Source organism: Pseudomonas sp. NY11955, from assembly GCF_048068035.1.
GTDB lineage: Bacteria > Pseudomonadota > Gammaproteobacteria > Pseudomonadales > Pseudomonadaceae > Aquipseudomonas.
Genome location: NZ_JBLUPS010000003.1, coordinates 1 through 25935 on the forward strand (window position 1 = coordinate 1; position 25935 = coordinate 25935).

Annotated in this window: 22 protein-coding genes; 16 read left to right on the forward strand and 6 right to left on the reverse strand. The window is 60.2% G+C overall.

All coding sequences use genetic code 11. The features are described 5' to 3' along the window. Positions 1-122: 122 nt before the first annotated feature. Complete coding sequence (gene gltA, locus ACNFBR_RS05775) at positions 123-1412, reverse strand: citrate synthase (RefSeq protein ID WP_003254218.1); 1290 nt, start codon at positions 1410-1412, stop codon at positions 123-125. 352 nt (positions 1413-1764) lie between these two features. Here gltA and sdhC point away from each other — a divergent pair, with 352 nt between their 5' ends. The 9 genes from sdhC to sucD all read left to right on the forward strand — a co-directional run bounded on the left by sdhC (position 1765) and on the right by sucD (position 13102). Continuing rightward, positions 1765-2151, forward strand: a complete 387-nt coding sequence (gene sdhC, locus ACNFBR_RS05780; protein WP_008091902.1) for a succinate dehydrogenase, cytochrome b556 subunit — start codon at positions 1765-1767, stop codon at positions 2149-2151. Continuing rightward, positions 2145-2513, forward strand: coding sequence for a succinate dehydrogenase, hydrophobic membrane anchor protein (gene sdhD, locus ACNFBR_RS05785; RefSeq protein ID WP_003254214.1), 369 nt, complete (start codon positions 2145-2147; stop codon positions 2511-2513). The genes sdhC and sdhD overlap by 7 nt, the downstream gene beginning before the upstream one ends. 3 nt (positions 2514-2516) lie before the next feature. After that, the gene (gene sdhA, locus ACNFBR_RS05790) at positions 2517-4289 is read left to right on the forward strand and encodes a succinate dehydrogenase flavoprotein subunit (protein ID WP_012273354.1); all 1773 of its coding nucleotides are present in this window, start codon (positions 2517-2519) and stop codon (positions 4287-4289) included. 11 nt (positions 4290-4300) lie between these two features. Further along, positions 4301-5005, forward strand: a complete 705-nt coding sequence (locus ACNFBR_RS05795) for a succinate dehydrogenase iron-sulfur subunit (RefSeq protein WP_016711649.1) — start codon at positions 4301-4303, stop codon at positions 5003-5005. 246 nt (positions 5006-5251) lie between these two features. Next, positions 5252-8083: a 2-oxoglutarate dehydrogenase E1 component gene (locus ACNFBR_RS05800; RefSeq protein WP_416734033.1), complete on the forward strand. Its 2832-nt coding sequence runs from the start codon at positions 5252-5254 to the stop codon at positions 8081-8083. A 42-nt stretch (positions 8084-8125) separates the two neighbouring features. Continuing rightward, entirely contained in the window at positions 8126-9349 is a 1224-nt protein-coding gene (gene odhB, locus ACNFBR_RS05805) for a 2-oxoglutarate dehydrogenase complex dihydrolipoyllysine-residue succinyltransferase (protein WP_416734034.1), read from the forward strand. A 93-nt stretch (positions 9350-9442) separates the two neighbouring features. Continuing rightward, the gene (lpdA, locus tag ACNFBR_RS05810; RefSeq protein ID WP_416734035.1) at positions 9443-10879 is read left to right on the forward strand and encodes a dihydrolipoyl dehydrogenase; all 1437 of its coding nucleotides are present in this window, start codon (positions 9443-9445) and stop codon (positions 10877-10879) included. 172 nt (positions 10880-11051) lie between these two features. After that, on the forward strand, positions 11052-12218 hold the full coding sequence (sucC, locus tag ACNFBR_RS05815; protein WP_003254205.1) for an ADP-forming succinate--CoA ligase subunit beta: 1167 nt from the start codon (positions 11052-11054) through the stop codon (positions 12216-12218). Further along, positions 12218-13102, forward strand: coding sequence for a succinate--CoA ligase subunit alpha (sucD, locus tag ACNFBR_RS05820; protein ID WP_016393102.1), 885 nt, complete (start codon positions 12218-12220; stop codon positions 13100-13102). Before sucC ends, sucD begins: the two co-directional genes overlap by 1 nt. Before the next feature lie 63 nt (positions 13103-13165). Here the strand turns inward: sucD and lanM are convergent, their stop codons facing one another. From lanM to ACNFBR_RS05835, 3 genes are all read right to left on the reverse strand, one after another. Then, complete coding sequence (gene lanM, locus ACNFBR_RS05825; RefSeq protein ID WP_416734036.1) at positions 13166-16237, reverse strand: type 2 lanthipeptide synthetase LanM; 3072 nt, start codon at positions 16235-16237, stop codon at positions 13166-13168. A gap of 80 nt (positions 16238-16317) precedes the next feature. Next, positions 16318-16473, reverse strand: a complete 156-nt coding sequence (locus ACNFBR_RS05830; protein WP_416734037.1) for a hypothetical protein — start codon at positions 16471-16473, stop codon at positions 16318-16320. A 77-nt stretch (positions 16474-16550) separates the two neighbouring features. Then, positions 16551-16703: a hypothetical protein gene (locus tag ACNFBR_RS05835; protein ID WP_416734038.1), complete on the reverse strand. Its 153-nt coding sequence runs from the start codon at positions 16701-16703 to the stop codon at positions 16551-16553. Positions 16704-17165: 462 nt separating this feature from the next. Here ACNFBR_RS05835 and brnQ point away from each other — a divergent pair, with 462 nt between their 5' ends. Next, entirely contained in the window at positions 17166-18479 is a 1314-nt protein-coding gene (gene brnQ, locus ACNFBR_RS05840; RefSeq protein ID WP_416734039.1) for a branched-chain amino acid transport system II carrier protein, read from the forward strand. Positions 18480-18739: 260 nt separating this feature from the next. After that, positions 18740-19489 (forward strand): DUF599 domain-containing protein, encoded by a 750-nt coding sequence (locus ACNFBR_RS05845; protein WP_416734040.1) that lies wholly within the window; start codon positions 18740-18742, stop codon positions 19487-19489. A 67-nt stretch (positions 19490-19556) separates the two neighbouring features. On the opposite strand, the gene ACNFBR_RS05850 is transcribed toward ACNFBR_RS05845, so the two are convergent. Further along, positions 19557-19859 carry a hypothetical protein gene (locus tag ACNFBR_RS05850; protein ID WP_012273348.1) on the reverse strand — a complete coding sequence of 101 codons (303 nt, stop codon included), beginning with the start codon at positions 19857-19859 and terminating at the stop codon, positions 19557-19559. A 154-nt stretch (positions 19860-20013) separates the two neighbouring features. Between ACNFBR_RS05850 and ACNFBR_RS05855 the strand changes: the two genes are divergently transcribed. The 4 genes from ACNFBR_RS05855 (at position 20014) to ACNFBR_RS05870 (ending at position 23730) form a co-directional block, all read left to right on the forward strand. Beyond that, positions 20014-20490, forward strand: coding sequence for a PaaI family thioesterase (locus ACNFBR_RS05855; RefSeq protein ID WP_416734041.1), 477 nt, complete (start codon positions 20014-20016; stop codon positions 20488-20490). Beyond that, positions 20487-20969, forward strand: coding sequence for a PaaI family thioesterase (locus ACNFBR_RS05860; protein WP_416734042.1), 483 nt, complete (start codon positions 20487-20489; stop codon positions 20967-20969). The genes ACNFBR_RS05855 and ACNFBR_RS05860 overlap by 4 nt, the downstream gene beginning before the upstream one ends. Before the next feature lie 69 nt (positions 20970-21038). Next, a complete protein-coding gene (gene htpG, locus ACNFBR_RS05865; protein WP_416734043.1) occupies positions 21039-22943 on the forward strand; it encodes a molecular chaperone HtpG in 1905 nt (634 codons plus the stop codon). 61 nt (positions 22944-23004) lie between these two features. After that, complete coding sequence (locus ACNFBR_RS05870) at positions 23005-23730, forward strand: dienelactone hydrolase family protein (protein ID WP_012273344.1); 726 nt, start codon at positions 23005-23007, stop codon at positions 23728-23730. 132 nt (positions 23731-23862) lie between these two features. Here the strand turns inward: ACNFBR_RS05870 and ACNFBR_RS05875 are convergent, their stop codons facing one another. Continuing rightward, positions 23863-24726, reverse strand: a complete 864-nt coding sequence (locus tag ACNFBR_RS05875) for a pirin family protein (RefSeq protein WP_416734044.1) — start codon at positions 24724-24726, stop codon at positions 23863-23865. A gap of 117 nt (positions 24727-24843) precedes the next feature. Here ACNFBR_RS05875 and ACNFBR_RS05880 point away from each other — a divergent pair, with 117 nt between their 5' ends. Beyond that, positions 24844-25851 carry an amidohydrolase family protein gene (locus ACNFBR_RS05880; protein ID WP_416734045.1) on the forward strand — a complete coding sequence of 336 codons (1008 nt, stop codon included), beginning with the start codon at positions 24844-24846 and terminating at the stop codon, positions 25849-25851. The last annotated feature ends 84 nt before the right edge of the window (positions 25852-25935 follow it).

A 25935-nucleotide genomic window follows, 5' to 3' on the forward strand; every position in this document is an offset into this window, starting at 1 on the left:
GAACGGGGGGCCGGGGCTCGACGGCGGCGGCCTCCTCGGGGGGTCCGCCGCAAAAGAGGCCGGCACAGGATGAATAAAAAAGGCTGCCCGAGGGCAGCCTTTTTGCGTTCGGCTATTAAAGCTTACTTGCGGTCCTTCAGTGCGACGATGTCGCGCTTCTGCTCGCCGGTGTACAGCTGGCGCGGGCGGCCGATCTTGTACGGGCTGGAGAGCATTTCCTTCCAGTGCGAAATCCAGCCCACGGTACGTGCCAGGGCGAAGATCACGGTGAACATGCTGGTCGGAATGCCGATCGCCTTGAGGATGATCCCCGAGTAGAAGTCGACGTTCGGGTACAGCGAGCGCTCGATGAAGTACGGATCGGTCAGGGCGATCTCTTCCAGGCGCATGGCCAGTTCCAGCTGCGGGTCGTTCTTGATGCCCAGCTCGCGCAGGACTTCGTCGCAGGTCTGCTTCATCACGGTGGCGCGCGGGTCGCGGTTCTTGTAGACGCGGTGACCGAAGCCCATCAGCTTGAACGGGTCGTTCTTGTCCTTGGCCTTGGCGATGAACTTGTCGATGTTCGAAACATCGCCGATTTCATCGAGCATGGTCAGTACGGCTTCGTTCGCACCGCCGTGGGCCGGGCCCCACAGTGCGGCGATGCCGGCGGCGATACAGGCGAACGGGTTGGCGCCCGACGAGCCAGCCAGACGAACGGTGGAGGTGGAGGCGTTCTGCTCGTGGTCGGCGTGGAGGATGAAGATCCGGTCCATTGCCTTGGCCAGCACCGGGCTGATCGGTTTGATCTCGCACGGGGTGTTGAACATCATGTGCAGGAAGTTTTCCGCGTACGACAGGTCGTTGCGCGGGTACATCATCGGCTGGCCCATGGAGTACTTGTAAACCATCGCGGCCAGGGTCGGCATCTTGGCGACCAGGCGCACCGCGGAGATTTCGCGGTGTTGCGGGTTATTGATGTCCAGGGAGTCGTGATAGAACGCCGACAGGGCGCCGACCACGCCGCACATCACCGCCATTGGGTGAGCGTCGCGGCGGAAGCCGTTGAAGAAGGACTTCAGCTGTTCGTGAACCATGGTGTGGTTCTTGACGGTGCTGACGAACTGGGCCTTCTGCTCGGCATTCGGCAGTTCGCCGTTGAGCAGCAGGTAGCAGGTTTCGAGGTAGTCGGACTGTTCGGCGAGTTGCTCGATCGGGTAGCCGCGGTGCAGCAGGATACCTTTGTCGCCGTCAATGTAGGTGATCTTCGACTCGCACGAGGCGGTCGCCATGAAACCAGGGTCGAAGGTGAAGTGACCAGTGGCCCCTAACCCGCGGACGTCGATTACATCAGGACCAACGGTGCCGGTTAAAATGGGCAGCTCGACGGGGGCAGCGCCCTCGATGACCAACTGCGCTTTTTTGTCAGCCATGTGGCCTCCTATTAATGCTTGAAATCATCAGACAGACCCCCCACGCAGGGCCCGCACCACTATAGAGGGATAAATTCAGATGTCAATTTGCCTAAAGGCTTGTTGAATCAGGCATTCAAGCCTGATTTTTCCCGAAATTCTCGCCCATTTACGCCTTTTGTTCGTTAAAGGCAATGCGCTATTTGGGCTACCCCGTCACGTTGTCATAAGCAGCCTAACTGTCTATACTCGGCACCCGACCGCCAGGGGCTTGCAAGCCCGAACTGCTGGGGGTCGCCTTTCCCTGGGTGGTGGGTACCTGACCAGTACACTTACCAACAACTTTGCCCTGATTCGCTAGGGGCTCTTCAGTGTGAAAAAAGCCGTGAAAAGCCAACGACCTGTAAACCTAGACCTAAGGACCATCAAGCTCCCCGTCACTGCGTACACGTCCATCCTGCACCGTATCTCCGGCGTCATCCTGTTCATCGGCCTTGCCATCATGCTTTATGCACTGGGCAAGTCGCTGGGTTCCGAGGAAGGCTTCGGTGAGGTGAAGGCGTGTCTGACCAGCCCGCTGGCCAAGTTCGTGACCTGGGGCCTGCTGTCCGCCCTGCTTTATCACCTCGTGGCAGGTGTACGTCACCTGATCATGGACATGGGCATCGGTGAGACGCTGGAAGGCGGCAAGCTGGGCTCGAAAATCGTGATCGTCATCTCCGTGGTGCTGATCGTTCTGGTGGGAGTTTGGGTATGGTAACCAATGTCACGAACCTGTCGCGTTCGGGCCTCTATGATTGGATGGCGCAGCGCGTTTCTGCGGTCGTTCTCGCGGCTTACTTCCTCTTCCTGATCGGCTACGTGGTCGCCCACCCAGGCATCGACTACACCCAGTGGCATGGTCTGTTCTCCAACAACGCGATGCGGATCTTCAGTCTGCTGGCCCTCGTTGCCCTGGGCGCTCACGCCTGGGTCGGCATGTGGACCATTGCAACCGACTACCTGACGCCTATGTCGTTCGGCAAGTCGGCAACTGCGATTCGTTTCCTGTTCCAGGCGGTATGCGGCGTTGCGATGTTCGCTTACTTCGTCTGGGGTGTGCAGATTCTCTGGGGTATCTGATCCATGGCTAGCATTCCAACCATTTCCTTCGACGCCATCATCATCGGTGGTGGCGGCGCCGGCATGCGCGCAGCGCTGCAACTGGCTCAAGGCGGCCACAAGACTGCCGTAGTCACCAAGGTCTTCCCGACCCGTTCGCACACCGTATCCGCCCAGGGCGGCATCACCTGCGCCATCGCTTCGGCCGACCCGAACGACGACTGGCGCTGGCACATGTACGATACCGTCAAGGGTTCCGACTACATCGGTGACCAGGACGCTATCGAATACATGTGTCAGGAAGGCCCGGCTGCGGTCTTCGAGCTGGACCACATGGGCCTGCCGTTCTCGCGTACCGAAACCGGCCGTATCTACCAGCGCCCGTTCGGTGGCCAGTCCAAGGATTACGGTAAAGGCGGCCAGGCTGCCCGTACCTGTGCCGCTTCCGACCGTACCGGTCACGCGCTGCTGCACACGCTGTATCAGGGCAACCTGAAAGCCGGCACCACCTTCCTCAATGAGTACTATGCCGTTGACCTGGTGAAGAACCAGGAAGGCGCTTTCGTCGGTGTGATCGCGATCTGCATCGAAACCGGCGAAACCATGTACATCAAGTCCAAGGCCACCGTACTGGCCACTGGCGGTGCTGGCCGTATCTACGCCTCCACCACCAACGCCCTGATCAATACCGGTGACGGTATCGGCATGGCCCTGCGTGCTGGCGTGCCGGTGCAGGACATCGAAATGTGGCAGTTCCACCCGACCGGCATCGCCGGCGCCGGTGTACTGGTCACCGAGGGTTGCCGCGGTGAAGGTGGTTACCTGATCAACGCCCACGGCGAGCGCTTCATGGAGCGTTACGCGCCGAACGCCAAAGACCTGGCTGGCCGCGACGTGGTAGCCCGTTCCATGGTCAAGGAAATCATCGCCGGCAACGGCGTGGGCCCGAACAAGGACCACGTACTGCTGAAGCTGGACCACCTGGGCGAGGAAGTGCTGCACAGCCGCCTGCCTGGTATCTGCGAGCTGTCCAAGACCTTCGCCCACGTCGACCCGGTCGTTGCGCCGGTTCCGGTCGTGCCGACCTGCCACTACATGATGGGCGGCGTTGCCACCAACATTCATGGCCAGGCCATCACCATGGACGAGGAAGGCAAGGATCACATCATCCCTGGTCTGTTCGCTGTAGGTGAAGTGGCTTGCGTATCGGTCCACGGTGCCAACCGTCTGGGCGGCAACTCGCTGCTCGACCTGGTTGTATTCGGCCGTGCTGCCGGTCTGCACCTGGAGAAGGCGCTGAGCGATGGCATTGAACACCTCGACGCCAGCGACACCGACATCGACGTTGCCCTGAACCGCCTGAACAAGCTCAACGAGCGCACCACTGGCGAAGACGTTGCCAGCCTCAAGCGCGAGCTGCAAAGCTGCATGCAGAACTACTTCGGTGTATTCCGGACTGGCGAATACATGCAGAAGGGTATCGAGCAGCTGGCCGGTCTGCGTGACCGTATCGCCAACGTCAAGATCAACGACAAGTCCCAGGCCTTCAACACCGCGCGTATCGAAGCGCTGGAGCTGCAGAACCTGCTGGAAGTCGCCGAAGCTACCGCCATCGCGGCCGAAGCCCGTAAAGAGTCCCGCGGCGCTCACGCCCGTGAAGACTTCGAAGACCGTGACGACGAAAACTGGCTGTGCCACACCCTGTACTACCCGGGTGAGAAGCGCGTTGCCAAGCGCGGCGTCAACTTTGCGCCGAAGACTGTTCCAGCCTTCGAACCAAAAGTCCGGACTTACTAAGGGTGGCTGCTATGTTGAAAGTCGAAGTTTATCGTTACAACCCGGACACCGACTCGGCGCCAAAAATGGAGTCGTTCGACGTCGATACCGGCGGCAAGGACCTGATGGTGCTGGATGTATTGGCACTGATCAAGGAAAAGGACGAGGGTTTCTCGTACCGTCGCTCCTGCCGTGAAGGCGTTTGCGGTTCCGACGGCATGAACATGAACGGCAAGAACGGCCTGGCCTGCATCACCCCGCTGTCGGCGGTGGTGAAAGGCAACAAGCTGGTTCTGCGCCCGCTGCCAGGCCTGCCGGTCATTCGTGACCTGGTGGTCGACATGAGCATTTTCTACAAGCAGTACGAGAAGGTGAAGCCGTTCCTGCAGAACGATACCCCGGCACCGGCCATCGAGCGCCTGCAGTCGCCGGAAGACCGCGACAAGCTGGACGGCCTGTACGAGTGCATCCTGTGCGCTTGCTGCTCGACTTCCTGCCCGTCGTTCTGGTGGAACCCGGACAAGTTCCTGGGCCCGGCAGCACTGCTGCAAGCCTACCGCTTCCTGGCCGACAGCCGCGACACCAAGACTCAGGAGCGCCTGGCGTCCCTGGATGACCCGTTCAGCGTATTCCGCTGCCGCGGGATCATGAACTGCGTAAACGTTTGCCCGAAAGGTCTGAACCCGACCAAGGCAATCGGTCACGTACGTAACATGCTGCTGCAAAGCGGCACCTGATACAAAGCGTTGTACCTGCAGTAAGCCGAGGTGCGGGTGGTGAGCCCGCACTGAGGTAAAACCCGAACAAGGGCCCACAAAGCCCGCGTTCATTACCTATGAAGATATGAGACCAGCAGGGGCTTTCCGGGCTGGTACCCGGAAAATCAGCAGGATCCAAGTGGCGTGGTACAGTCGCTGTTTTCGGACTTTTCCAGGTTTGCTGTGGCTCTCGCCGATCAGTCCCCTAATCGAGGGTGACCAAGCATGCAAGAAAGCGTGATGCAGCGCATGTGGGATAGCGCCCACCTTTCAGGTGGTAACGCTGCATATGTGGAAGAGCTCTACGAGCTCTACCTGCACGACCCTAACGCTGTGCCAGAAGAGTGGCGCACTTACTTCCAGAAGTTGCCAGCCGACGGCAGCACCGCTACCGATGTATCGCACTCGACAATCCGCGACCATTTCGTACTGCTGGCAAAGAACCAGCGCCGCGCCCAACCGGTTTCCGCCGGGAGCGTGAGCAGTGAACACGAGAAGAAGCAGGTTGAAGTTCTGCGACTGATCCAGGCCTATCGTATGCGCGGCCATCAAGCTGCCAAGCTCGACCCGTTGGGGTTGTGGCAGCGTCCTGCGCCCGTAGACCTGTCGATCAATCACTACGGCTTGACCAATGCCGATCTTGATACGACCTTCCGTGCCGGCGACCTGTTCATCGGCAAAGAGGAGGCGAGCCTACGCGACATCTTCGATGCACTCCAGAAGACATATTGTCGCACCATTGGCGCCGAATTCACCCACATCGTCGATTCCGAGCAGCGCAGCTGGTTCCAGCAGCGCCTGGAAAGCGTGCGCGGCCGTCCGGAATTTTCCGCTGACGTGCAGGCCCACCTGCTCGAGCGTGTGACCGCCGGTGAAGGCTTGGAAAAGTACCTGGGCACCAAGTACCCGGGCACCAAGCGCTTTGGCCTTGAAGGTGGCGAGAGCCTGATCCCGATGTTGGACGAAATGATCCAGCGTTCCGGCTCTTACGGTACCAAGGAAGTCGTGATCGGCATGGCCCACCGTGGCCGCCTGAACGTACTGGTGAACACCTTCGGCAAGAACCCGCGCGAGCTGTTCGACGAGTTCGAAGGCAAGAAGATGAACGAGCTGGGCTCCGGTGACGTGAAGTATCACCAGGGCTTCTCCTCGAACGTGATGACCAGCGGTGGCGAAGTTCACCTGGCCATGGCGTTCAACCCGTCCCACCTGGAAATCGTTTCGCCGGTGGTCGAAGGTTCGGTGCGCGCCCGTCAGGACCGCCGCAACGACACCGTTGGCGACAAGGTGCTGCCGATCTCGATCCACGGCGACGCGGCATTCGCCGGCCAGGGCGTGGTCATGGAAACCTTCCAGATGTCGCAGACCCGCGGTTTCAAGACCGGCGGCACCGTGCACATCGTGATCAACAACCAGGTTGGTTTCACCATCAGCAACCCGCTGGACGCGCGCTCCACCGAGTACGCCACCGACGTTGCCAAGATGATCCAGGCACCGATCCTGCACGTGAACGGCGATGACCCGGAAGCCGTGCTGTTCGTTACCCAGCTGGCCATCGATTACCGCATGCAGTTCAAGCGTGACGTGGTCATCGACCTGGTCTGCTACCGTCGTCGCGGTCACAACGAAGCTGACGAGCCGAACGGCACCCAGCCGCTCATGTACCAGCAGATCAGCAAGCAGCGCACTACCCGTGAGCTGTACGCCGAGGCGCTGATCCAGGCCGGTCGAATCGACGCCGAGCGCGCTCAGGCCAAGATCGACGAGTACCGCAACGCGCTGGACAATGGCCTGCACGTAGTGAAAAGCCTGGTCAAAGAGCCCAACCGCGAGCTGTTCGTCGACTGGCGTCCGTACCTGGGCCATGCCTGGACCGCGCGTCACGACACCCGTTTCGACCTCAAGACCCTGCAAGACCTGTCGGCCAAGCTGCTGGAACTGCCGGAAGGCTTCGTCGTCCAGCGTCAGGTGTCGAAGATCTACGAAGACCGTCAGAAGATGCAGGCCGGTGGCTTGCCGATCAACTGGGGTTATGCAGAGACCATGGCCTACGCCACCCTGCAGTTCGAAGGTCATCCGATCCGCATGACCGGCCAGGACATCGGCCGTGGCACCTTCTCGCACCGTCACGCGGTGCTGCACAACCAGAAGGATGCCAGCACCTACGTACCGCTGAAGAACCTGTTCCCAGGCCAGCCGATGTTCGAGCTGTACGACTCCTTCCTTTCGGAAGAAGCAGTACTGGCCTTCGAATACGGCTACTCGACCACCACGCCGAACGCGTTGGTGATCTGGGAGGCCCAGTTCGGCGACTTCGCCAACGGTGCGCAAGTGGTGATCGACCAGTTCATCACCAGCGGCGAGCACAAGTGGGGCCGTCTGTGCGGTCTGACCATGCTGCTGCCACACGGTTATGAAGGGCAGGGCCCGGAGCACTCCTCCGCGCGTCTGGAGCGTTACCTGCAGCTGTGCGCCGAGCACAACATCCAGGTCTGCGTACCGACCACCCCGGCTCAGATCTACCACCTGCTGCGCCGCCAGGTCATCCGTCCGCTGCGCAAGCCGCTGATCGTCCTGACGCCGAAGTCGCTGCTGCGCCACAAGCTCGCCATCTCGACCCTGGAAGACCTGGCAGAAGGCTCGTTCCAGACCGTGATCCCGGAAATCGACAGCCTCGATCCGGCCAAGGTCGAACGCCTGGTCCTGTGCGGCGGCAAGGTCTACTACGACCTGCTGGAAAAACGCCGTGCCGAAGGCCGCGAAGACATCGCCATCGTGCGTATCGAGCAGCTGTATCCGTTCCCTGAGGACGACCTGGTCGAAATCCTGGCGCCGTACACCAACCTCAAGCATGCGGTCTGGTGTCAGGAAGAGCCGATGAACCAGGGCGCCTGGTACAGCAGCCAGCATCACATGCGCCGTATCCTGGGCCGCCACAACAAGGCGCTGGTCCTGGAATACGCCGGTCGCGACGCTTCTGCCGCGCCAGCCTGTGGTTACGCTTCGAAGCACGCCGAACAGCAGGAAAAACTGCTGCAAGACGCCTTCACTGTCTAACGCCTTCGCGCACCTGAAACCGAATTTAAGGAAACACAGATAATGGCTATCGAGATCAAAGCCCCAACCTTCCCGGAATCGGTTGCCGATGGCACCGTTGCCACCTGGCACAAGAAGCCGGGCGAAGCCGTCAAGCGTGACGAGCTGATCGTCGACATCGAGACCGACAAGGTTGTCCTGGAAGTCCTGGCAACCGCCGACGGCGTGCTGGGCGACATCGTCAAGGGCGAGGGCGACACCGTCCTGTCCGACGAAGTGCTGGGTTCGATCGTTGAAGGCGGTGCCGCCGCCGCTCCAGCCGCCGCAGCCGCGCCTGCTGCTGCTCCGGCCGCTGCTGCCGCTGACGCTGGCGAAGATGACCCGGTTGCTGCCCCGGCCGCGCGCAAGCTGGCTGAAGAAAACGGCATCGACCTGGCTACCGTTGCCGGTACCGGTAAAGGCGGTCGCGTCACCAAGGAAGACGTGGTTGCTGCTGTTGCCAACAAGAAGTCGGCACCTGCCGCCGCACCGGCTGCCAAGCCTGCCGCCGCCGCTGCTGCACCGGTTGTCGTCGCTGCTGGCGACCGCACCGAGAAGCGCGTACCGATGACCCGTCTGCGTGCCAAGATCGCCGAGCGTCTGGTCGAAGCCCAGTCGAACATGGCCATGCTGACCACCTTCAACGAAGTCGACATGACCGAAGTCATGGCCCTGCGTTCGAAGTACAAGGACCTGTTCGAGAAGACCCACAACGGCGTGCGCCTGGGCTTCATGTCGTTCTTCGTCAAGGCCGCCACCGAAGCCCTGAAGCGCTTCCCGGCTGTCAACGCCTCGATCGACGGCAACGACATCGTCTACCACGGCTTCGCCGACGTGGGTGTTGCGGTTTCCAGCGACCGTGGCCTGGTGGTACCGGTACTGCGCAACGCCGAATCGATGAGCCTGGCTGAAATCGAAAACGGCATTGCCACCTTCGGCAAGAAAGCCCGTGACGGCAAACTGTCGATCGAAGAAATGACCGGCGGCACCTTCACCATCACCAACGGCGGTACCTTCGGCTCGATGATGTCGACCCCGATCGTCAACCCGCCGCAGGCCGCGATCCTCGGCATGCACAACATCATCCAGCGTCCGATGGCCGTCAACGGCCAGGTGGTCATTCGCCCGATGATGTACCTGGCACTGTCCTACGATCACCGCCTGATCGATGGCAAGGAAGCGGTAACCTTCCTGGTCACCATCAAGAACCTGCTGGAAGATCCGTCTCGCCTGCTGCTGGACATCTAACCCTCCGGCTGCGTACCGTGCCGGCCTTGGCTTCGCGAGAAGCCATGCCGCGCGGTTCGCGGTTTGTAGCTTGTAGCTGATAAGGAATCTTTTATGACCCAGAAATTCGACGTAGTGGTGATTGGTGCAGGTCCTGGCGGCTATGTGGCTGCCATCAAGGCTGCCCAACTTGGTCTGAAGACTGCCTGTATCGAGAAGTACACCGACGCCGAGGGCAAGCTGGCCCTGGGCGGCACCTGCCTGAACGTAGGTTGCATTCCTTCCAAGGCGCTGCTGGACAGCTCCTGGAAATACAAGGAAGCCAAAGAGAGCTTCAACGTCCACGGTATCTCCACTGGCGAAGTGAAGATGGACGTCGCCGCGATGGTTGGCCGCAAGGCTGGCATCGTCAAGAACCTGACCGGTGGCGTTGCCACCCTGTTCAAGGCCAACGGCGTTACTTCGATCCAGGGCCACGGCAAGCTGCTGGCTGGCAAGAAAGTCGAAGTCACCAAGGCTGACGGCACCACCGAAGTCATCGAAGCCGAAAACGTGATCCTGGCTTCCGGTTCGCGCCCGATCGACATTCCACCGGCTCCGGTCGATCAGAATGTCATCGTCGACTCCACCGGCGCCCTGGAATTCCAGGCCGTACCGAAGCGCCTGGGCGTGATCGGTGCAGGCGTGATCGGCCTGGAGCTGGGCTCGGTATGGGCTCGCCTGGGTGCTGAAGTCACCGTCCTGGAAGCCCTGGACACCTTCCTGATGGCTGCCGACACCGCCGTGTCGAAAGAAGCCCAGAAGACCCTGACCAAGCAAGGCCTGGACATCAAGCTGGGCGCTCGCGTCACTGGCTCGAAAGTCAACGGCAACGAAGTTGAAGTGACCTACACCAACGCCGAAGGCGAGCAGAAGATCACCTTCGACAAGCTGATCGTCGCGGTCGGCCGTCGCCCGGTGACCACCGATCTGCTGGCTGCCGACAGCGGTGTGACCATCGACGAGCGTGGCTACATCTTCGTCGACGATCACTGTGCCACCAGCGTTCCGGGCGTATATGCCATCGGTGACGTGGTACGCGGCATGATGCTGGCCCACAAGGCCTCGGAAGAGGGCATCATGGTGGTCGAGCGCATCAAAGGCCACAAGGCCCAGATGAACTACGACCTGATCCCGTCGGTCATCTACACCCACCCGGAAATCGCGTGGGTCGGCAAGACCGAACAGGCCTTGAAGGCCGAGGGCGTTGAGGTTAACGTGGGCACCTTCCCGTTCGCGGCCAGCGGCCGTGCGATGGCGGCCAACGACACCGGTGGTTTCGTCAAGGTCATCGCCGATGCCAAGACCGACCGCGTCCTGGGTGTGCACGTGATTGGCCCATCGGCTGCCGAACTGGTGCAGCAGGGCGCAATCGCAATGGAATTCGGCACCAGTGCCGAGGATCTGGGCATGATGGTCTTCAGCCATCCGACCCTGTCCGAAGCGTTGCATGAAGCAGCGCTGGCAGTGAATGGCGGCGCCATTCACGTGGCCAACCGTAAGAAGCGTTAATTATAAGAAACCACGGCGGGCAGCCCGTCGTGAGTCTTGCGTGCATGACTCACCGCGGAACGTCCGCCGGACCGGATCACACGGGAAAACCCGGGGTCAACGGTCACAGGTGGTGCGGCGCCAGTGATGGCGCAGCGCCGAAGCGCAGTACCTAACGAAGACGGTAAAAAGCATGAATCTTCACGAGTATCAGGGTAAGCAGCTGTTCGCTGAATACGGCCTGCCAGTTTCCAAGGGTTTCGCAGTCGATACCCCTGAGCAAGCTGCAGAAGCCTGCGACAAGATCGGCGGGAACGAGTGGGTTGTCAAAGCCCAGGTTCACGCGGGTGGTCGCGGTAAAGCGGGCGGCGTCAAGCTGGTTCGCAGCAAGGAAGACGCCAAGGCGTTCGCTGCACAGTGGTTGGGCAAGAATCTGGTTACCTACCAGACCGATGCCAACGGTCAACCCGTCTCCAAGATTCTGGTCGAATCCTGCACTGACATCGCCAAAGAGCTGTACCTGGGCGCTGTAGTCGATCGTTCGAGCCGCCGTATCGTGTTCATGGCTTCCACCGAAGGTGGCGTGGACATCGAGAAAGTCGCTCACGAAACGCCTGAGAAGATCCTCAAGGCCACCATCGACCCACTGGTCGGCGCTCAGCCGTTCCAGGGTCGCGAGCTGGCTTTCCAGCTGGGCCTGGAAGGCAAGCAAGTTCAACAGTTCGCCAAGATCTTCGTTGGCCTGGCCAAGCTGTTCAAGGATCACGACCTGGCGCTGCTGGAAGTGAACCCGCTGGTGATCAAGGCCGACGGCGACCTGCACTGCCTCGATGCCAAGATCAACATCGACGCCAACGCCATGTACCGTCAGCCTAAGCTGAAAACCTTCCACGACCCGTCGCAGGACGACGCCCGTGAAGCCCACGCTGCCAAGTTCGAACTGAACTACGTTGCCCTCGAAGGCAACATCGGCTGCATGGTCAACGGTGCCGGCCTGGCCATGGGTACCATGGACATCGTCAACCTGCACGGCGGCAAGCCAGCCAACTTCCTCGACGTTGGCGGTGGTGCTACCAAAGAGCGCGTTACCGAAGCGTTCAAGATCATTCTGTCCGACAGCAATGTCGCGGCCGTTCTGGTCAACATCTTCGGCGGCATCGTTCGCTGCGACATGATTGCCGAAGGCATCATCGGTGCAGTGAAAGAAGTCGGCGTTAAAGTTCCGGTTGTGGTTCGCCTCGAAGGCAACAACGCCGAACTGGGCGCTAAAGTACTGGCAGAAAGCGGTTTGAACATCATTGCGGCAACCAGCCTGACCGACGCTGCTCAACAAGTTGTCAAAGCTGCGGAGGGCAAGTAATGAGCGTCCTGATCAATAAAGACACCAAAGTCATCTGCCAGGGCTTCACCGGCTCGCAGGGTACTTTCCACTCCGAACAGGCCATCGCCTACGGCACCAAGATGGTCGGCGGCGTAACCCCAGGCAAGGGTGGCACCACCCACCTGGGCCTGCCGGTGTTCAACACCGTCAAAGAAGCTGTGGAAGCTACCGGCGCTGACGCTTCGGTCATCTACGTACCAGCTCCGTTCTGCAAAGACTCGATCCTGGAAGCTGCCTTCGGCGGCATCAAGCTGATCGTCTGCATCACCGAAGGCATTCCTACCCTGGACATGCTGGATGCCAAGGTCAAGTGCGACGAGCTGGGCGTGACCCTGATCGGCCCTAACTGCCCAGGTGTGATCACCCCGGGCGAGTGCAAGATCGGTATCATGCCAGGCCACATCCACCTGCCAGGCAAGGTCGGTATCGTTTCGCGTTCCGGCACCCTGACCTATGAAGCTGTGAAGCAGACCACCGACGCCGGCTTCGGCCAGTCGACCTGCGTCGGCATCGGCGGTGACCCGATCCCGGGCTCCAACTTCATCGATATCCTGAAGCTGTTCCAGGAAGACCCGAAGACTGAAGCGATCGTCATGATCGGTGAGATCGGCGGTTCGGCTGAAGAAGAAGCGGCGGCCTACATCAAGGCCAACGTTACCAAGCCAGTCGTTTCCTACATCGCCGGTGTTACCGCACCTGCGGGCAAGCGCATGGGCCATGCTGGCGCCATCATCTCTGGCGGCAAGGGTACTGCGGACGAGAAGTTCGCCGCCCTGCAAGACGCTGGTGTGAAGACCGTGCGTTCCCTGGCTGACATCGGCAAGGCCTTGGCCGAGCTGACTGGCTGGGAAGCCAAGAAGTAATATTGCTACACCCCCCACGCAGACAAAGGCCACCTTCGGGTGGCCTTTGTTTTTTCAGGCGTATCAGGCGGGAGCGAGGCTTGCTGTCAAATCCAGTGACAGCACGTCCGGCAGTGCTGGATCGAGTTGTTTGAGCAGGCAGTAACCGATGCCGGAGATTCCAGTCATCAACCCCAGTTCGGGGTGACTGTCGTCGGCAATCGCCGGGTTGCCGAGAAAATCACGCAGGGTGGCGCCCAGCAGTTGGTGCGTTTTCTCCAGGGCGACGGTATCGCCACGTGTGCGATAGAAGGTTTGCAAGCACATCAAGTTACCGAAGTCGCCATGGCACAAGCCATAGCCGCTTCCCAGGCCGTGGCTGTCGAGGTTGCTGAGGCAGCATTCGATATCGGCCTGTATTTCACTCATGAAGGCCGGCGAAAGTCGCTCGCCCATGCTCGAGACCACTGCCTGCCTGGCAAGCAGTATGCCCGCATCGCCATGGCACCATTTGCTCATGCTCTGCGAGGTGCGGCACTCACGCAGGTCGAGCCAGCTGCCATCCTGCTTGAGGGTATTCTCGGCGCATACGAATTGTTCGGCCAGGGCGATGATCTGGTTGTCGTGTGTCGCTTCATAGGCCTTGCAAAGCGACAGCACTGCGCCAGAAATGCCATGCGCCAGGCCGCTGAGCGCGGGTGAGCCGTCGCGATTCCGCAGCGCGCCGTTTGCCGTCGGTTGCAGTGCGCTGCGGATGTGTTGAACGCGTTGCTTGATCGCCTGTTCAAGTTGCCCCTGTGGTGCATGCCTGTGGATTGCGCTGAGCAGGCTGAGAATTCCGCAACTTCCGGCGATGAGGTCGCTGTCGCAACTCTCGGTAGGTGGCGCGCATAGGGCCGTCGTCAATGCCGCCAACTGCTGGTCATAAGCCTCGGTTGGCGCCAGCATCATGCGGTGCCAGACGAGGTAGAAGTAGCCACCGAGGCCCTGGAAGGCGCTAAGGTCGTTGTCGCTGTTGAAGTGCTGTTGTGTTTGCGCGATAGAGGTGATGATCCGATCGGTCATGTTCAGGTAGGCGGGGTTGGCTGTGACGCGGTACAGCCCCAGGTAGAACAGCCCAATGCCAGCCATGCCGGAATACAGGTCGTTGTTCATCACGGTCAGGTAGTGCTTTTGCGTCGTGTGATGGATCTTGAATGCCAACCAGCGCAGGCCGCCGTCGTCGCCTTCGATTGCCAGTTGCCGCAGGCGCTGCGCGATGGTTTCTGCGCCGTGTAGCGCTTCCCCTGGGGCCAGGCCGATTGCCGAGTGGCGAGTATGTGCGATGTTCATCGGTAAATGGCTGACGGCACAAGGTGATAGGCATTTACCCAGTACCGCACGCTGCAGGCTTTTGCTGGTAGGGGAGAAACCTAGCATCTTGCTGCGGCAGGCTTGCAAAGCGCTTCGCTCAAGCGTGAGAAACGCATCGGTGTTCACTGAAGGCCTGAACAAGGCATTGCTGATCTGCAGCGTGAAGCGCGGAATGTTCAGGCGTCTAAGTTCATCGATCTCTGGCTCGAATGCCGCTTCCTTCAGTGGGTTGCCGTTGGCTTCAGACCAAAGCGTGGCAAGCAGCAGTTCGCGGTCCATCCGCCTTTGCAAGAAGCGTGGGTGCAAACTCATTGCAAGGAAATCGACGTAGCGCTGGGTGTTCTTTATCAGCAAGCGTGTGGTGAGCTGTTCAGCGTGCTGATCCAGGTGCTTCGCCAGCTGATGCTTGTGGTGACTGATGGCGTCATAGGCGAAGTCAAAGCCCTCCAGCAATGCTGGAAGATAGTGCCGTGCAGTCAGGCCGCTGTCTGCTGGGAAAGGCTGGTGGGTAATGGCTGCGTCATGATCTTTGCTGATTTTGCGCAGGTGATAGAAGCCGTTTTCATGAACCAGCGTATTCACATGAATGCTGAAACGGCACTGGGGCGTCAGGCCGCTTACATCGTTCCCGGCATGCTGGGCAAAAGGCACGAAGCCGCTGGCAAAGACCGAGTCACGTACGGTTTGCAGCGCTTCTTTCAAGGAAGATTGGGTCGGGGTGGCGTCGACGGCGGTTCCCAGCGGTGCGGTAAACAGGCATTCCAGGTCAATCATCACCGGGCTGCAGCCGTGGGCGATGATGTTTTCGAAATGGAAGTCGATACCATTCAGGGCGTGGATAACGGCAATCTGTGCGCCCAGCCGGTGATAGAACAGGGCGTGTTCGGTTGTGTTCTGGCAGTGCAGGTGCAGGACTTTCTCCGTCCAGCAATGGCCTGGGCGGGCCAGCGACCTGGGGGTATGGGCGTGGAACCAGTCACTGCCGGTCAGCGTGTGCAGCAGTGATAGCGTTTCCTGGTAAAAAGCCGCTTCTTGGTTACTGCGGGGTTTGTAGATCAAGGCCTGCTGGCAGGTGTTGATCTCGCAGACCGTCTGGTAGTTGCCGTGGGGGTCGCCCAGGCCGAGCGTAATGTGCTCGATCTTGCCCACACCACCGGCAAAAGTGGTATTGAGAGGCCCGTGGTCATCCTTGAAGTCCTGGACGATACGGACCAGGTAGGCGCTGATGTCCTGCAGTGTTTGAAACAGCAGATCGAAGAGTACAGGGTAACTTTCGGCAAGGGCGGCGATGCCCGATTTGCTTTTCAGCGCTGCCGAAAACTCACCAAGGTCACTGAGCGTATTCTGTTGAATGCCAAGATTCAGGGCGTGGGTGAGCGCGGCCTCGGCAATGCGCCGCACGGTGTTGACGACATAGGGCCTGACACCACCGAGCATGCGCCGCAGGTTTAGGTATTCAACGACAGGTGGCAGGTCTGGGTGGCGAATGAATGACCGCCGGAAGTACACATAGAAGCGCTGTTCGAACCAAAAGAATGGCGATGCATTGCAGGGGCGGTTAGTGCCGAGCCTGATGTTCATCAGCTTTTGCAGTTCACCCTGATACGCTATTGCACTGGGTTTGGAAGCGGTATTGCCATCCGCTTTCAGTTCATTACGCATGCGGTCGAGCAGTTGCGAACGGCTCACGCCAAAGTATGCCTGCACGTTGCTGTCGTCGGGGTGCAGCAGCTTGAGGTTGGCGCTGAACAGTGCCAGCAATTCTTCATTTGAGGTAATTACCGGGAGGGAAGGGGTATTCACAGTGTGCCCTTTGACGATGTTTTGCGGGTTCAGCGGCGCCGGGCAATGACGAGCAACCCCAATGCCCGGCTACAGCAGGGTTAAGCTGCTACACAGAGCATCGAGGTGCAGCCTCCTAACGTTTCGCATTCCAGAACGGTGGCGACGGCCAATTCCTGGTTAGCCGGTTGTGCAGCTTGGTAGGCAGCCATGTCGCTTGCTATATCGCCAGACATGTTCAGGATTTCTTCGTTCATAACGACCTCAGGTTTGTCATGCGCCGGAATAGCCAGCGCTTATTAGAAATTGGATAGTGATATTTTTTAGTGCAGGGTTACGCCGCCACACAGAGAATCGAGGTGCAGCCTTGCGAGCCGCATTCCACGTTGGTGACGACGGCCAGTTCGTGGTTGGCCGGTTGTGCAGCCTGGAAGGCGGCAATGTCACTTGCAGTGTTGCCGGACATGTTGAGGATTTCTTCGTTCATGATGACCTCTGGTTTGTCATGCACCGGAGTTGGTGCGTCATCAAGATAGCGTGCACATATCAGGAATAAGATCGTGATGTATTTCCTTGATGTCAGCTTGCCATGTGCATGACAGTGCAGGGTGCCTCGGCCGTGAGAAGGCCGGCCACAGCGGAGGGGCCAATCAGACTTTTCGATGGGAGTGATGGAAATTTCCGCACAGACGCTTCGGCCGAAGCGGTGAATAATCGGCCTCACGCAGAGTCGTGCAGGCGACAAGGATGTACGCACATCGGACAAGCAGCACTGTGCCAGTGCGTTTAAGTGACAAAACGGTTACCCTACGCGTTCACTCTGTGCCCGTACCCCAAAAGGGAACGACACGCTAAACGGGTCTGGCCTATCAAGCCGGGCAGCATTTCCCCTCATCCAAAGGGAAATCCCCTCTCGAATCCCGATTTCAGCAGTGTGGTACTACCTTAAATGAAAGTTCTCAAAGGCCAGGATATCCTGGCGCTTGGCTTTATGACGTTTGCGCTTTTCGTAGGTGCAGGCAACATCATCTTCCCGCCTATCGTCGGTCTGCAGTCTGGCCCGCACGTGTGGATGGCGGCCCTGGGCTTCCTGGTGACCGCTGTGGGTCTGCCGGTCATCACCGTGGTCGCGCTGGCCAAGGTCGGTGGCGGCATGGATGCCCTGAGCAGCCCGATCGGCAAGTTCTTCGGCGGCTTGCTGGCAGCCGTATGCTACCTGTCGGTCGGCCCGCTGTTCGCCACCCCGCGTACCGCGACGGTGTCGTTCGAAGTGGGTGTCGCACCGCTGACCGGTGAAAGCCCGCTGGCGCTGTTCATCTACAGCCTGGTGTACTTCGCCGTGGTGCTGGCCGTTTCCATGTACCCTGGCAAGTTGCTCGACACGGTGGGCCGCTTCCTGGCGCCGTTGAAGATCATCGCCTTGGCCGTGCTGGGTATCGCCGCCTTCGCGCTGCCAGCCGGTACCATTGGCGAGGCGCAGCCTGCCTATGCTGCCGCTGCGTTCTCCAAGGGCTTCTCCGATGGCTATCTGACCATGGACACCCTGGGTGCCTTGGTGTTTGGTATCGTCATCGTCAACGCTATTCGCTCGCGCGGTGTCGAGTCGCCGAAGCTGATCACCCGCTACGCCATCATCGCTGGCCTTATCGCTGGTGTCGGCCTGGCTCTGGTGTACGTCAGCCTGTTCCGCCTGGGTGCCGGCAGCCATGACATCGCGGCTGATGCCACCAACGGTGCCGCGGTTCTGCATGCATACGTACAGCACACCTTCGGCTCGCTGGGCAGCGGCTTCCTGGCCGTGCTGATTGCGCTGGCCTGCCTGGTGACCGCGGTTGGCCTGACCTGTGCCTGTGCCGAGTATTTCAGCCAGATCCTGCCGCTGTCGTACCGTGCACTGGTGGTGATCCTGGCCGGCTTCTCGCTGCTGATCTCCAACCTTGGCCTGACCAAGCTGATCATGTTCTCGATCCCGGTGCTTACCGCCATCTACCCGCCTTGCATCGTGGTGGTTGGCCTGAGCTTCGTGAAGGACCTGTGGAACTCGCCGACTCGCATCCTGGCGCCGGTAATGCTGGTGTCGCTGCTGTTCGGCATGGTTGACGCAATCAAGGGCAGCAGCATTGCCCACGTGCTGCCGGACTTCATGGCCCATCTGCCGCTGAGCGACCAGGGCCTGGCCTGGCTGGTGCCTTCGGTGGTGACCCTGGTTGGCGCCGTGGCTTGCGACCGCATGCTTGGCAAGCCGCGCGAGGCGCTGGCCTGAGCGGATTAGTCGAAGCCTGAGGGCGGCACCGGCCACAAGCCGAAGGGTGCTCGCCAAGGGTCCAGACTGCAAAGCCCCGTATCCGTGAGGATGCGGGGCTTTTTGTTGCGTCATGCGCTGAGCAAGGCAGGAGCAGCCTTGTGCTGCGAAGAGGCCGTACAGCCATGCAGATATCCACATGGATGTGTGCCTTTTGCCGCTTGCCAGCGTCGAAACCCGGTCCCTATCCTCTAGGCACCTGGTTATCTCGGGAACCCTGCATGAATTTCATCCAAAGCAACCTCAACAACCTGCTGGCAGTCGCCTGGTTCGCCCTGTGCTGGGGTGGCTATACCCGTTATGCCATCTGGAAGGGCCGCGACACCGCGTGCTTGGCCAGCGTGCTGCACCTGTACCGCGAAGATTGGATGCGCCGCATGCTGTTGCGTGACAACCGCATTGCCGATGCCAGTGTGATCGGTAACCTGGAGCGCAACGCGTCGTTCTTCGCTTCCAGTACCCTGATCATCCTCGCCGGTATCCTTACCGTACTTGGCGCTTCCGACCGGGCGTTGTCATTGCTGGCAGACCTGCCATTAGTGCAGCAGACCTCTCAAGGCATGTCGGAGATCAAGTTGTTGTGCCTGGCCACGGTGTTTGTCTACGCCTTCTTCACGTTCAGCTGGTGCATGCGCCAATACAACTTCGCCGCAGTACTGGTGGGGTCGGCGCCGATGATCGGCGAGCGGCTGGTCAATGAACTGGAGCGCAAGGCATTCGCATCACGGGCGGCGCGGGTGTTGTCGTTGGCCGCTAACCAGTTCAACCTCGGTTTGCGTTCGTATTACTTCGGTATGGCCATGTTGAGCTGGTTCATCAGCCCGTGGCTGTTCATGGCCATGAGTGTGGGCGTAGTGTTGATTCTGTACCGTCGAGAGTTCCATTCGGATGTGCTGGATGTGATGGTGTTCACACCCACTGAAAGTGTGCCCAGCGAGCCGGTTAAAGAAAGTACCGCTGCGGGCAACTGAATCGATTAATCCATAAGTTGCAGGTACAAAAAAACCCGACAACGTCGGGTTTTTTTGTTTTAGCCGATTACTGCTTGGCAGGTTCGGCTGGAGTAGCTTCTGGGGCCGGGGTAGCTGGTGCGGCTTCCGGAGCCGGAGTAGCCGGTGCGGCTTCTTCGGCAGCCTTCTGCTCGGCTTCGGCCTGATCTTTGGCGGCTTCGGCGTTTTCCTTGGCGGCTTCGTTCATTTTATCCTGAGCTTCGCCCGCTTTTTCCTGGGCTTGCTCGGCGTGTTGCTGTGCGTCCTGGGCTTTGTCTTCGCTCGCTTTATCGCAAGCGGCCAGGCCCATGGCAGCAGCCAGCATCAGAGCAAAAGCAAAAGGTTTACGCATGGGGGTGTTTCTCCTTGGTGGAATAAGTGACTTGTTCCTTCGAGTGCAACTACGCGGAATAAGTTCCGCGAAGGTTACAGATATATAACGCCGTGTTCTATATAGACTTTTTAACGAATTTATGCCGCTGCGCGGCGGCCGGTGAGAACAGCCAATGAGCGATTCAACCCTGATAGCAATGGCCGAGCGTTTTCTCTCGGCGCTAAAACATTGTCAGCTGTTGCAGATGCGTGTGGCGCAGGCCGATGGCGATGGCATGACCCTGGTCCTGCCCTGGTCACCGGCCATTGTCGGCAACCCGCAGACCGGTGCCGTGCATGGCGGTGCGCTGACCACGCTGATGGACACCACCTGCGGCATGGCCACGTTGTGCGTGCTGCCGCGCTTCGAAGTGTGCCCGACACTGGACCTGCGCATCGACTACATGCACCCGGCCGAGGCCGGCAAGGACATCTACGGCCATGCCCAATGCTACCGGGTTACCCGCGACGTGATCTTCACCCGTGGCACTGCCTACCAGGACGATCCCGAGCAGCCCATCTGCCAAGTGGTGGGTACCTTCATGCGCCTGGGCCAGGAGATCAAGGGCGGCATCCGTTTTGGCAACAGCCTGAAAGGAGGCGAGGCATGATCCCGCGCGCGGTTCGTCAACAGCTCAACGCTGCCCACGCGGTGGGCGACTATCGGCCATTGCTGGCGCTGATTCCCTATGCCGGGCTGATCGGCATCGAATGTGAACGGCAGGACGATGACTTGTTGTTCCGCCTGCCCGCGAATGCGGACAACATCGGCAACCCGTTGCTGCCGGCCATCCATGGTGGTGTGATCGCCGGCTTCATGGAGCTGTCGGCAGCGCTGTACCTGCTGATCTACAGCGAGAGCGCAAGCATTCCGAAAATCATCGACTTCTCCATCGACTACCTGCGCGCCGGGCATTTCCGCGATACCTATGCCCAGTGCCAGCTATGGCGCCAGGGCCGGCGGGTGACCAATGTCTCCATCACCGCTTGGCAGGGCGATAGGCAGTCACCGATTGCCACGGCCCGTGCGCATTTCAAGATCGAACCGGAAAAGCCCTTGAAATCATCCGGGCAGCCCCCATCTGCATGACATCCGCCGTTAACGCAGGCCGAATCGGCCGCCAGGCGCCACTGCCATCAGATCGGAGTTTCGAAGACCATGACTGTGGAAACACAAAAGGAAACGTTGGGCTTCCAGACCGAGGTGAAGCAACTGCTGCACCTCATGATTCACTCGCTGTACTCGAACAAGGAAATCTTCCTGCGGGAGTTGATTTCCAACGCCTCCGACGCCGCCGACAAGCTGCGTTTCGAAGCCCTGGCCAAGCCAGAGCTGCTCGAAGGCGACGCCGACCTGAAGATTCGCCTGAGCTTCGACAAGGACGCCGGTACCGTTACCCTCGAGGACAACGGCATCGGCATGAGCCGCGAAGACGTGATCGCCCACTTGGGTACCATCGCCAAGTCCGGCACTGCCGACTTCATGAAGAACCTCACCGGTGACCAGAAGAAAGATTCGCACCTGATCGGTCAGTTCGGCGTAGGCTTCTACTCGGCGTTCATCGTCGCCGACAAGGTTGACGTGTACAGCCGCCGTGCTGGCCAGGCTGCAGCCGAAGGTGTGCACTGGTCGTCGAAAGGCGAGGGCGAGTTCGAAGTCGCCACCATCGACAAGCCACAGCGCGGTACTCGCATCGTCCTGCACCTGAAGAAGGACGAGCAGGAGTTCGCCGATGGCTGGCGCCTGCGCAACGTGGTCAAGAAATACTCCGACCACATCGCCCTGCCGATCCAGCTGCCCAAAGAGCAGGCTGGCGCCGAAGGTGAAGAGCAGCCGGCCGAAGAGTGGGAAACCGTCAACCGCGCCAGCGCACTGTGGACCCGTTCGCGCACCGAGGTGAAGGACGAGGAATACCAGGAGTTCTACAAACACATCGGCCATGACTTCGAAAACCCGCTGGCCTGGAGCCACAACAAGGTCGAAGGCAAGCTCGAATACAACTCGCTGCTGTACGTGCCGGCCCGTGCGCCGTTCGACCTGTACCAGCGCGAAGCACCGCGCGGCTTGAAGCTGTACGTGCAGCGCGTGTTCATCATGGACCAGGCCGAATCGTTCCTGCCGCTGTACCTGCGCTTCATCAAGGGTGTGGTCGATTCCAACGACCTGTCGCTGAACGTGTCGCGTGAAATTCTGCAGAAAGACCCAATCATCGACTCGATGAAGACCGCGCTGACCAAGCGCGTGCTGGACATGCTGGAGAAACTGGCGAAGAACGAACCCGAGCAGTACAAGGGCTTCTGGAAAAACTTCGGCCAGGTGCTGAAGGAAGGCCCAGCCGAAGACTTCGCCAACAAGGAGAAAATCGCCGGCCTGCTGCGCTTCGCTTCTACCCAGGACGACAGCGGCGAGCAGAGCGTTGCCCTGGCCGACTACCTGGCCCGCGCCAAGGAAGGCCAGGACAAGATCTACTACCTCACCGGCGAGTCGTACGCGCAGGTCAAGAACAGCCCGCACCTGGAAGTCTTCCGTAAGAAAGGCATCGAGGTGCTGCTGCTGACCGACCGTATCGACGAGTGGCTGATGAGCTACCTCAACGAGTTCGACGGCAAGGCCTTCGTCGACGTCGCCCGTGGCGACCTGGACCTGGGCAAGCTGGATTCGGAAGAAGACAAGAAAGCCCAGGAAGAAGTCGCCAAGGACAAGGAAGGCCTGGTCGAGCGCCTGAAAGGCGCGCTGGGTGACAGCGTGGCCGAAGTGCGTGTGTCGCACCGCCTGACCGACTCGCCGGCGATTCTGGCCATCGGCGAGCAGGACCTGGGCTTGCAGATGCGTCAGATTCTGGAAGCCAGTGGGCAGAAAGTGCCGGAGTCCAAGCCGATCTTCGAGTTCAACCCAAGCCACCCGCTGATCGAGAAGTTGGACAACGAGCAGAGCGAAGATCGCTTTGCCGAGCTGTCGCACATCCTGTTCGATCAGGCGGCCCTGGCGGCCGGTGACAGCCTGAAGGACCCGGCGGCGTACGTTCGTCGTCTGAACAAGCTGCTGGTCGAGCTGTCTGCTTGAGTTGATGCACAGGAAAGCCCGCTTCGGCGGGCTTTTTTAATGGTGAGCTAAGGAGTGCTTGATGAGCAAGGTAATCGTCGAATCGTTGGTTTATCACCTGTCCGGCAAAACCTATGAAAGCCGCCTGGTCTATGAGCCAGGTGCGCTGCCGAAGCCCGGCCTGGTGATGGCGCCGAACTGGATGGGCATTGGTGAAGGTGCCGAGCGCATTGCCAAGGAAGTGGCCGAGAAGGGCTATGTGGTGCTGATTGCCGACTTGTACGGGCAATCGGTGCGCCCGTCCAACGCCGATGAGGCTGGCGCGGCGATGATGCCGTTGAAGAATGATCGCAGTGAACTGCGCAAGCGCATGCAGGAAGCCCTGGCGCAGTTGCTGGGGCAGTCGAAGGCGCTGTTGGAGCCGGGCAAGGTCGCAACCTTCGGCTTTTGCTTCGGTGGCTGCTGTGCGCTGGAGCTGGCGCGTACCGGCGCCGACCTGCGTGCGGCGGTGTCGTTCCATGGCACCCTGGACACGCCGAACCCGGAAGATGCCAAGCGTATCAAGGGATCGGTGCTGGTGCTGCATGGCGCTGCCGACCCATTGGTGCCGAAAGAGCAGCTGCCGGCGTTCGAGGACGAGATGAACGCGGCCAAGGTGGACTGGCAGTTGCTGAGCTATGGTGGGGCAGTGCACTCGTTCACCGACCCGAATGCCAATGTGCCGGGTAAGATGCAGTACGACCGCCGTACCTCGGAGCGGGCGTTCCGGTCGATGCATAACCTGCTGACTGAAGTGTTCCAGCGCTGATAGTGCGCGGGGCTGCTTTGCAGCCCATTCGCGGCACAAGGCCGCTCCTACAAGGACCGTGCAAGCCACGAACCACGCGTTCTCCTGTAGGAGCGGCCTTGTGCCGCGAATGGGCCGCAGGGCGGCCCCAAATCAGCGAGGTAGCTCGATCCTGGAGGTTTCCCCGGGCACCACAGGCCAATCCCTCGCAGCCCAGCGTGCCCTGGCCTGCTCGATCAACTCCGGGTCACTGGCCACGAAATTCCAGTTCATCCGCCGCGGTCCATCCAGTGGGTCCCCGCCAATCAGCACCAGCTGGCACTCACCCTCCGCGTACAGTGTCACGTCTTCGCCCTCTGGCAGTACCACCAGGCTGCACGGCTCCACGTCCGCATCGTTCATCTGCAACTCGCCATCCAGCAGGTACAGTGCTCGCTGCGCATGCTCGGTCGGTACCAGCAAGGTGGTTGCCGGCTGCATCCGCACCTGCGCATAAAGGGTAGGGGACAGCACTGGCACCGGTGATTCCAGGCAGAACCCGCTGCCGGCGATCATGCAGATGCGTACCCCCAGGCTGTCACTGACGGGCAGGCTCGCGGCCGGGTGATGGCTGTAGCTTGCCGGGCCTTGCTCGTATTTACGCAGGGATGCCAGCCATACCTGCAAACCATGCAGGCGTGAACCGTGTGCCAAGGCATCTTCGGGCGTGCGCTCGACATGGGCCACGCCGCTGCCTGCGGTCATCCAGCTGACGTCACCCGGCAGCACCCGCTGCGCCGAGCCGAGGCTGTCCTTGTGCAGGATTGCTCCCTCGAACAGGTAGGTCAGGGTCGACAAGCCGATATGCGGGTGCTGGCGGATATCCATGCCATGCCCTGGGGCATAGTCGGTTTCCAGCATATGATCGAAAAACACGAAAGGGCCGACGCTGCGACACTGGGCCGAAGGCAGCGGGCGCAGGATCGGCTGGCCCTCGACTGATTCGGCGCGCGGGCGGATGATCAGGGGGCTGCTCATGGGGTGGGCTCCAGGCGAGGTGCAAGTGCACCAAGCATAGCGGTTTGCCGGCTTCGGCTGAACCGTCTCGTTTACCGGTCGGTCTACAGTTTTCCTACTTGTAGAAGGAAGCTGCCCATGATCGCCAGAGCGCTGGCCTGCGTGTTGTTGTCTGGTTGGCTGTGCCAAGCGGCGCAAGCACGCGACTACCGCTACAGTGATGCTCACCTGCACTACGTCGACTTCTTTCAGGAAAGCGAGGGTATGCCGGCATTGCTCAAGGCCATGGACGCCGCAGGCATCGAGCACTCGATGATTTCCGGGGTTCCGGTGGCCAAGAAATGGCACGAAGACGAGCCCAAACGCCCGCGCTATTACGCCGGTGACGACGCCGATGCTTACTGGTACAGCGCTACCGACACCTACGTGGCTGCGGCCTTGCAGGCGTTATCGAGTGAGCAGCGCAAGCGCTTTCATCCGTTTCTGACCGGCTTCAACCCGGTGGACAAGAACGCCGTCAGCCATATCGAGCGTATGCTCGAAATGAACCCGGGATTATGGCAGGGCATTGGCGAAGTGTTCACCCGCCACGATGACCTGACCGCGCTGACCAGTGGTGATACCCCGCGTGCCAACAACGAGGCCATGACGCGTATCTACCATCTGGCGGCTGAGCGTGACTTGCCGGTGCTCGTGCATTCCAACATCACCTCCAAGCGCGAGCGCAACCCGCTGTACCTGGCGGAGATCGAAGAGCCGCTGCGCAATCATCCACATACCCGGTTCATCTGGGCGCATGCTGGCAGCAGCATGGAGATACACCGCCACCAGACGCAGATGGACTTTCTGCTGCCGGTGCTGACGCGGTTGCTGGAGGATTACCCGAACCTGTACGTCGACCTGTCGTGGAGTGTGCTAAAGCCTTACCTGCTGGATGACAAGGGCGTGCCGCGTAAGGAATGGGTGGCGTTGGTCGAGCAGTACCCGGAGCGGTTCATGCTGGGGTCGGATGTGGTGGGGCGGTTTGATAGCCTGGGGGAGCAGATGCACGGCTTCAAGCCGTTTCTGGATGCCTTGCCAGTAGAGGTCGCCAACAAAGTGGCTCGGGATAATTTTCTGGCGGTATTGCCCAAGGCTCGCCCGTGATCTGTACCGGCCTCTTCGCGGGCGCGCCCGCTCCCACAGGTACTGCATAATCTTCGGGACCTGTGCAGTATAACCTGTGGGAGC

Coding starts and splice junctions, on each gene's coding strand:
- brnQ (WP_416734039.1), top strand. CDS start 17,166: ATGAAAGTTCTCAAAGGCCAGGATATCCTGGCGCTTGGCTTTATGACG.
- ACNFBR_RS05800 (WP_416734033.1), top strand. CDS start 5,252: ATGCAAGAAAGCGTGATGCAGCGCATGTGGGATAGCGCCCACCTTTCA.
- ACNFBR_RS05860 (WP_416734042.1), top strand. CDS start 20,487: ATGATCCCGCGCGCGGTTCGTCAACAGCTCAACGCTGCCCACGCGGTG.
- ACNFBR_RS05830 (WP_416734037.1), bottom strand. CDS start 16,473: ATGAACGAAGAAATCCTGAACATGTCTGGCGATATAGCAAGCGACATG.
- ACNFBR_RS05855 (WP_416734041.1), top strand. CDS start 20,014: ATGAGCGATTCAACCCTGATAGCAATGGCCGAGCGTTTTCTCTCGGCG.
- gltA (WP_003254218.1), bottom strand. CDS start 1,412: ATGGCTGACAAAAAAGCGCAGTTGGTCATCGAGGGCGCTGCCCCCGTC.
- sucD (WP_016393102.1), top strand. CDS start 12,218: ATGAGCGTCCTGATCAATAAAGACACCAAAGTCATCTGCCAGGGCTTC.
- odhB (WP_416734034.1), top strand. CDS start 8,126: ATGGCTATCGAGATCAAAGCCCCAACCTTCCCGGAATCGGTTGCCGAT.
- htpG (WP_416734043.1), top strand. CDS start 21,039: ATGACTGTGGAAACACAAAAGGAAACGTTGGGCTTCCAGACCGAGGTG.
- ACNFBR_RS05835 (WP_416734038.1), bottom strand. CDS start 16,703: ATGAACGAAGAAATCCTCAACATGTCCGGCAACACTGCAAGTGACATT.
- ACNFBR_RS05875 (WP_416734044.1), bottom strand. CDS start 24,726: ATGAGCAGCCCCCTGATCATCCGCCCGCGCGCCGAATCAGTCGAGGGC.
- sucC (WP_003254205.1), top strand. CDS start 11,052: ATGAATCTTCACGAGTATCAGGGTAAGCAGCTGTTCGCTGAATACGGC.
- ACNFBR_RS05880 (WP_416734045.1), top strand. CDS start 24,844: ATGATCGCCAGAGCGCTGGCCTGCGTGTTGTTGTCTGGTTGGCTGTGC.
- ACNFBR_RS05850 (WP_012273348.1), bottom strand. CDS start 19,859: ATGCGTAAACCTTTTGCTTTTGCTCTGATGCTGGCTGCTGCCATGGGC.
- sdhD (WP_003254214.1), top strand. CDS start 2,145: ATGGTAACCAATGTCACGAACCTGTCGCGTTCGGGCCTCTATGATTGG.
- ACNFBR_RS05845 (WP_416734040.1), top strand. CDS start 18,740: ATGAATTTCATCCAAAGCAACCTCAACAACCTGCTGGCAGTCGCCTGG.
- ACNFBR_RS05795 (WP_016711649.1), top strand. CDS start 4,301: ATGTTGAAAGTCGAAGTTTATCGTTACAACCCGGACACCGACTCGGCG.
- sdhA (WP_012273354.1), top strand. CDS start 2,517: ATGGCTAGCATTCCAACCATTTCCTTCGACGCCATCATCATCGGTGGT.
- lpdA (WP_416734035.1), top strand. CDS start 9,443: ATGACCCAGAAATTCGACGTAGTGGTGATTGGTGCAGGTCCTGGCGGC.
- ACNFBR_RS05870 (WP_012273344.1), top strand. CDS start 23,005: ATGAGCAAGGTAATCGTCGAATCGTTGGTTTATCACCTGTCCGGCAAA.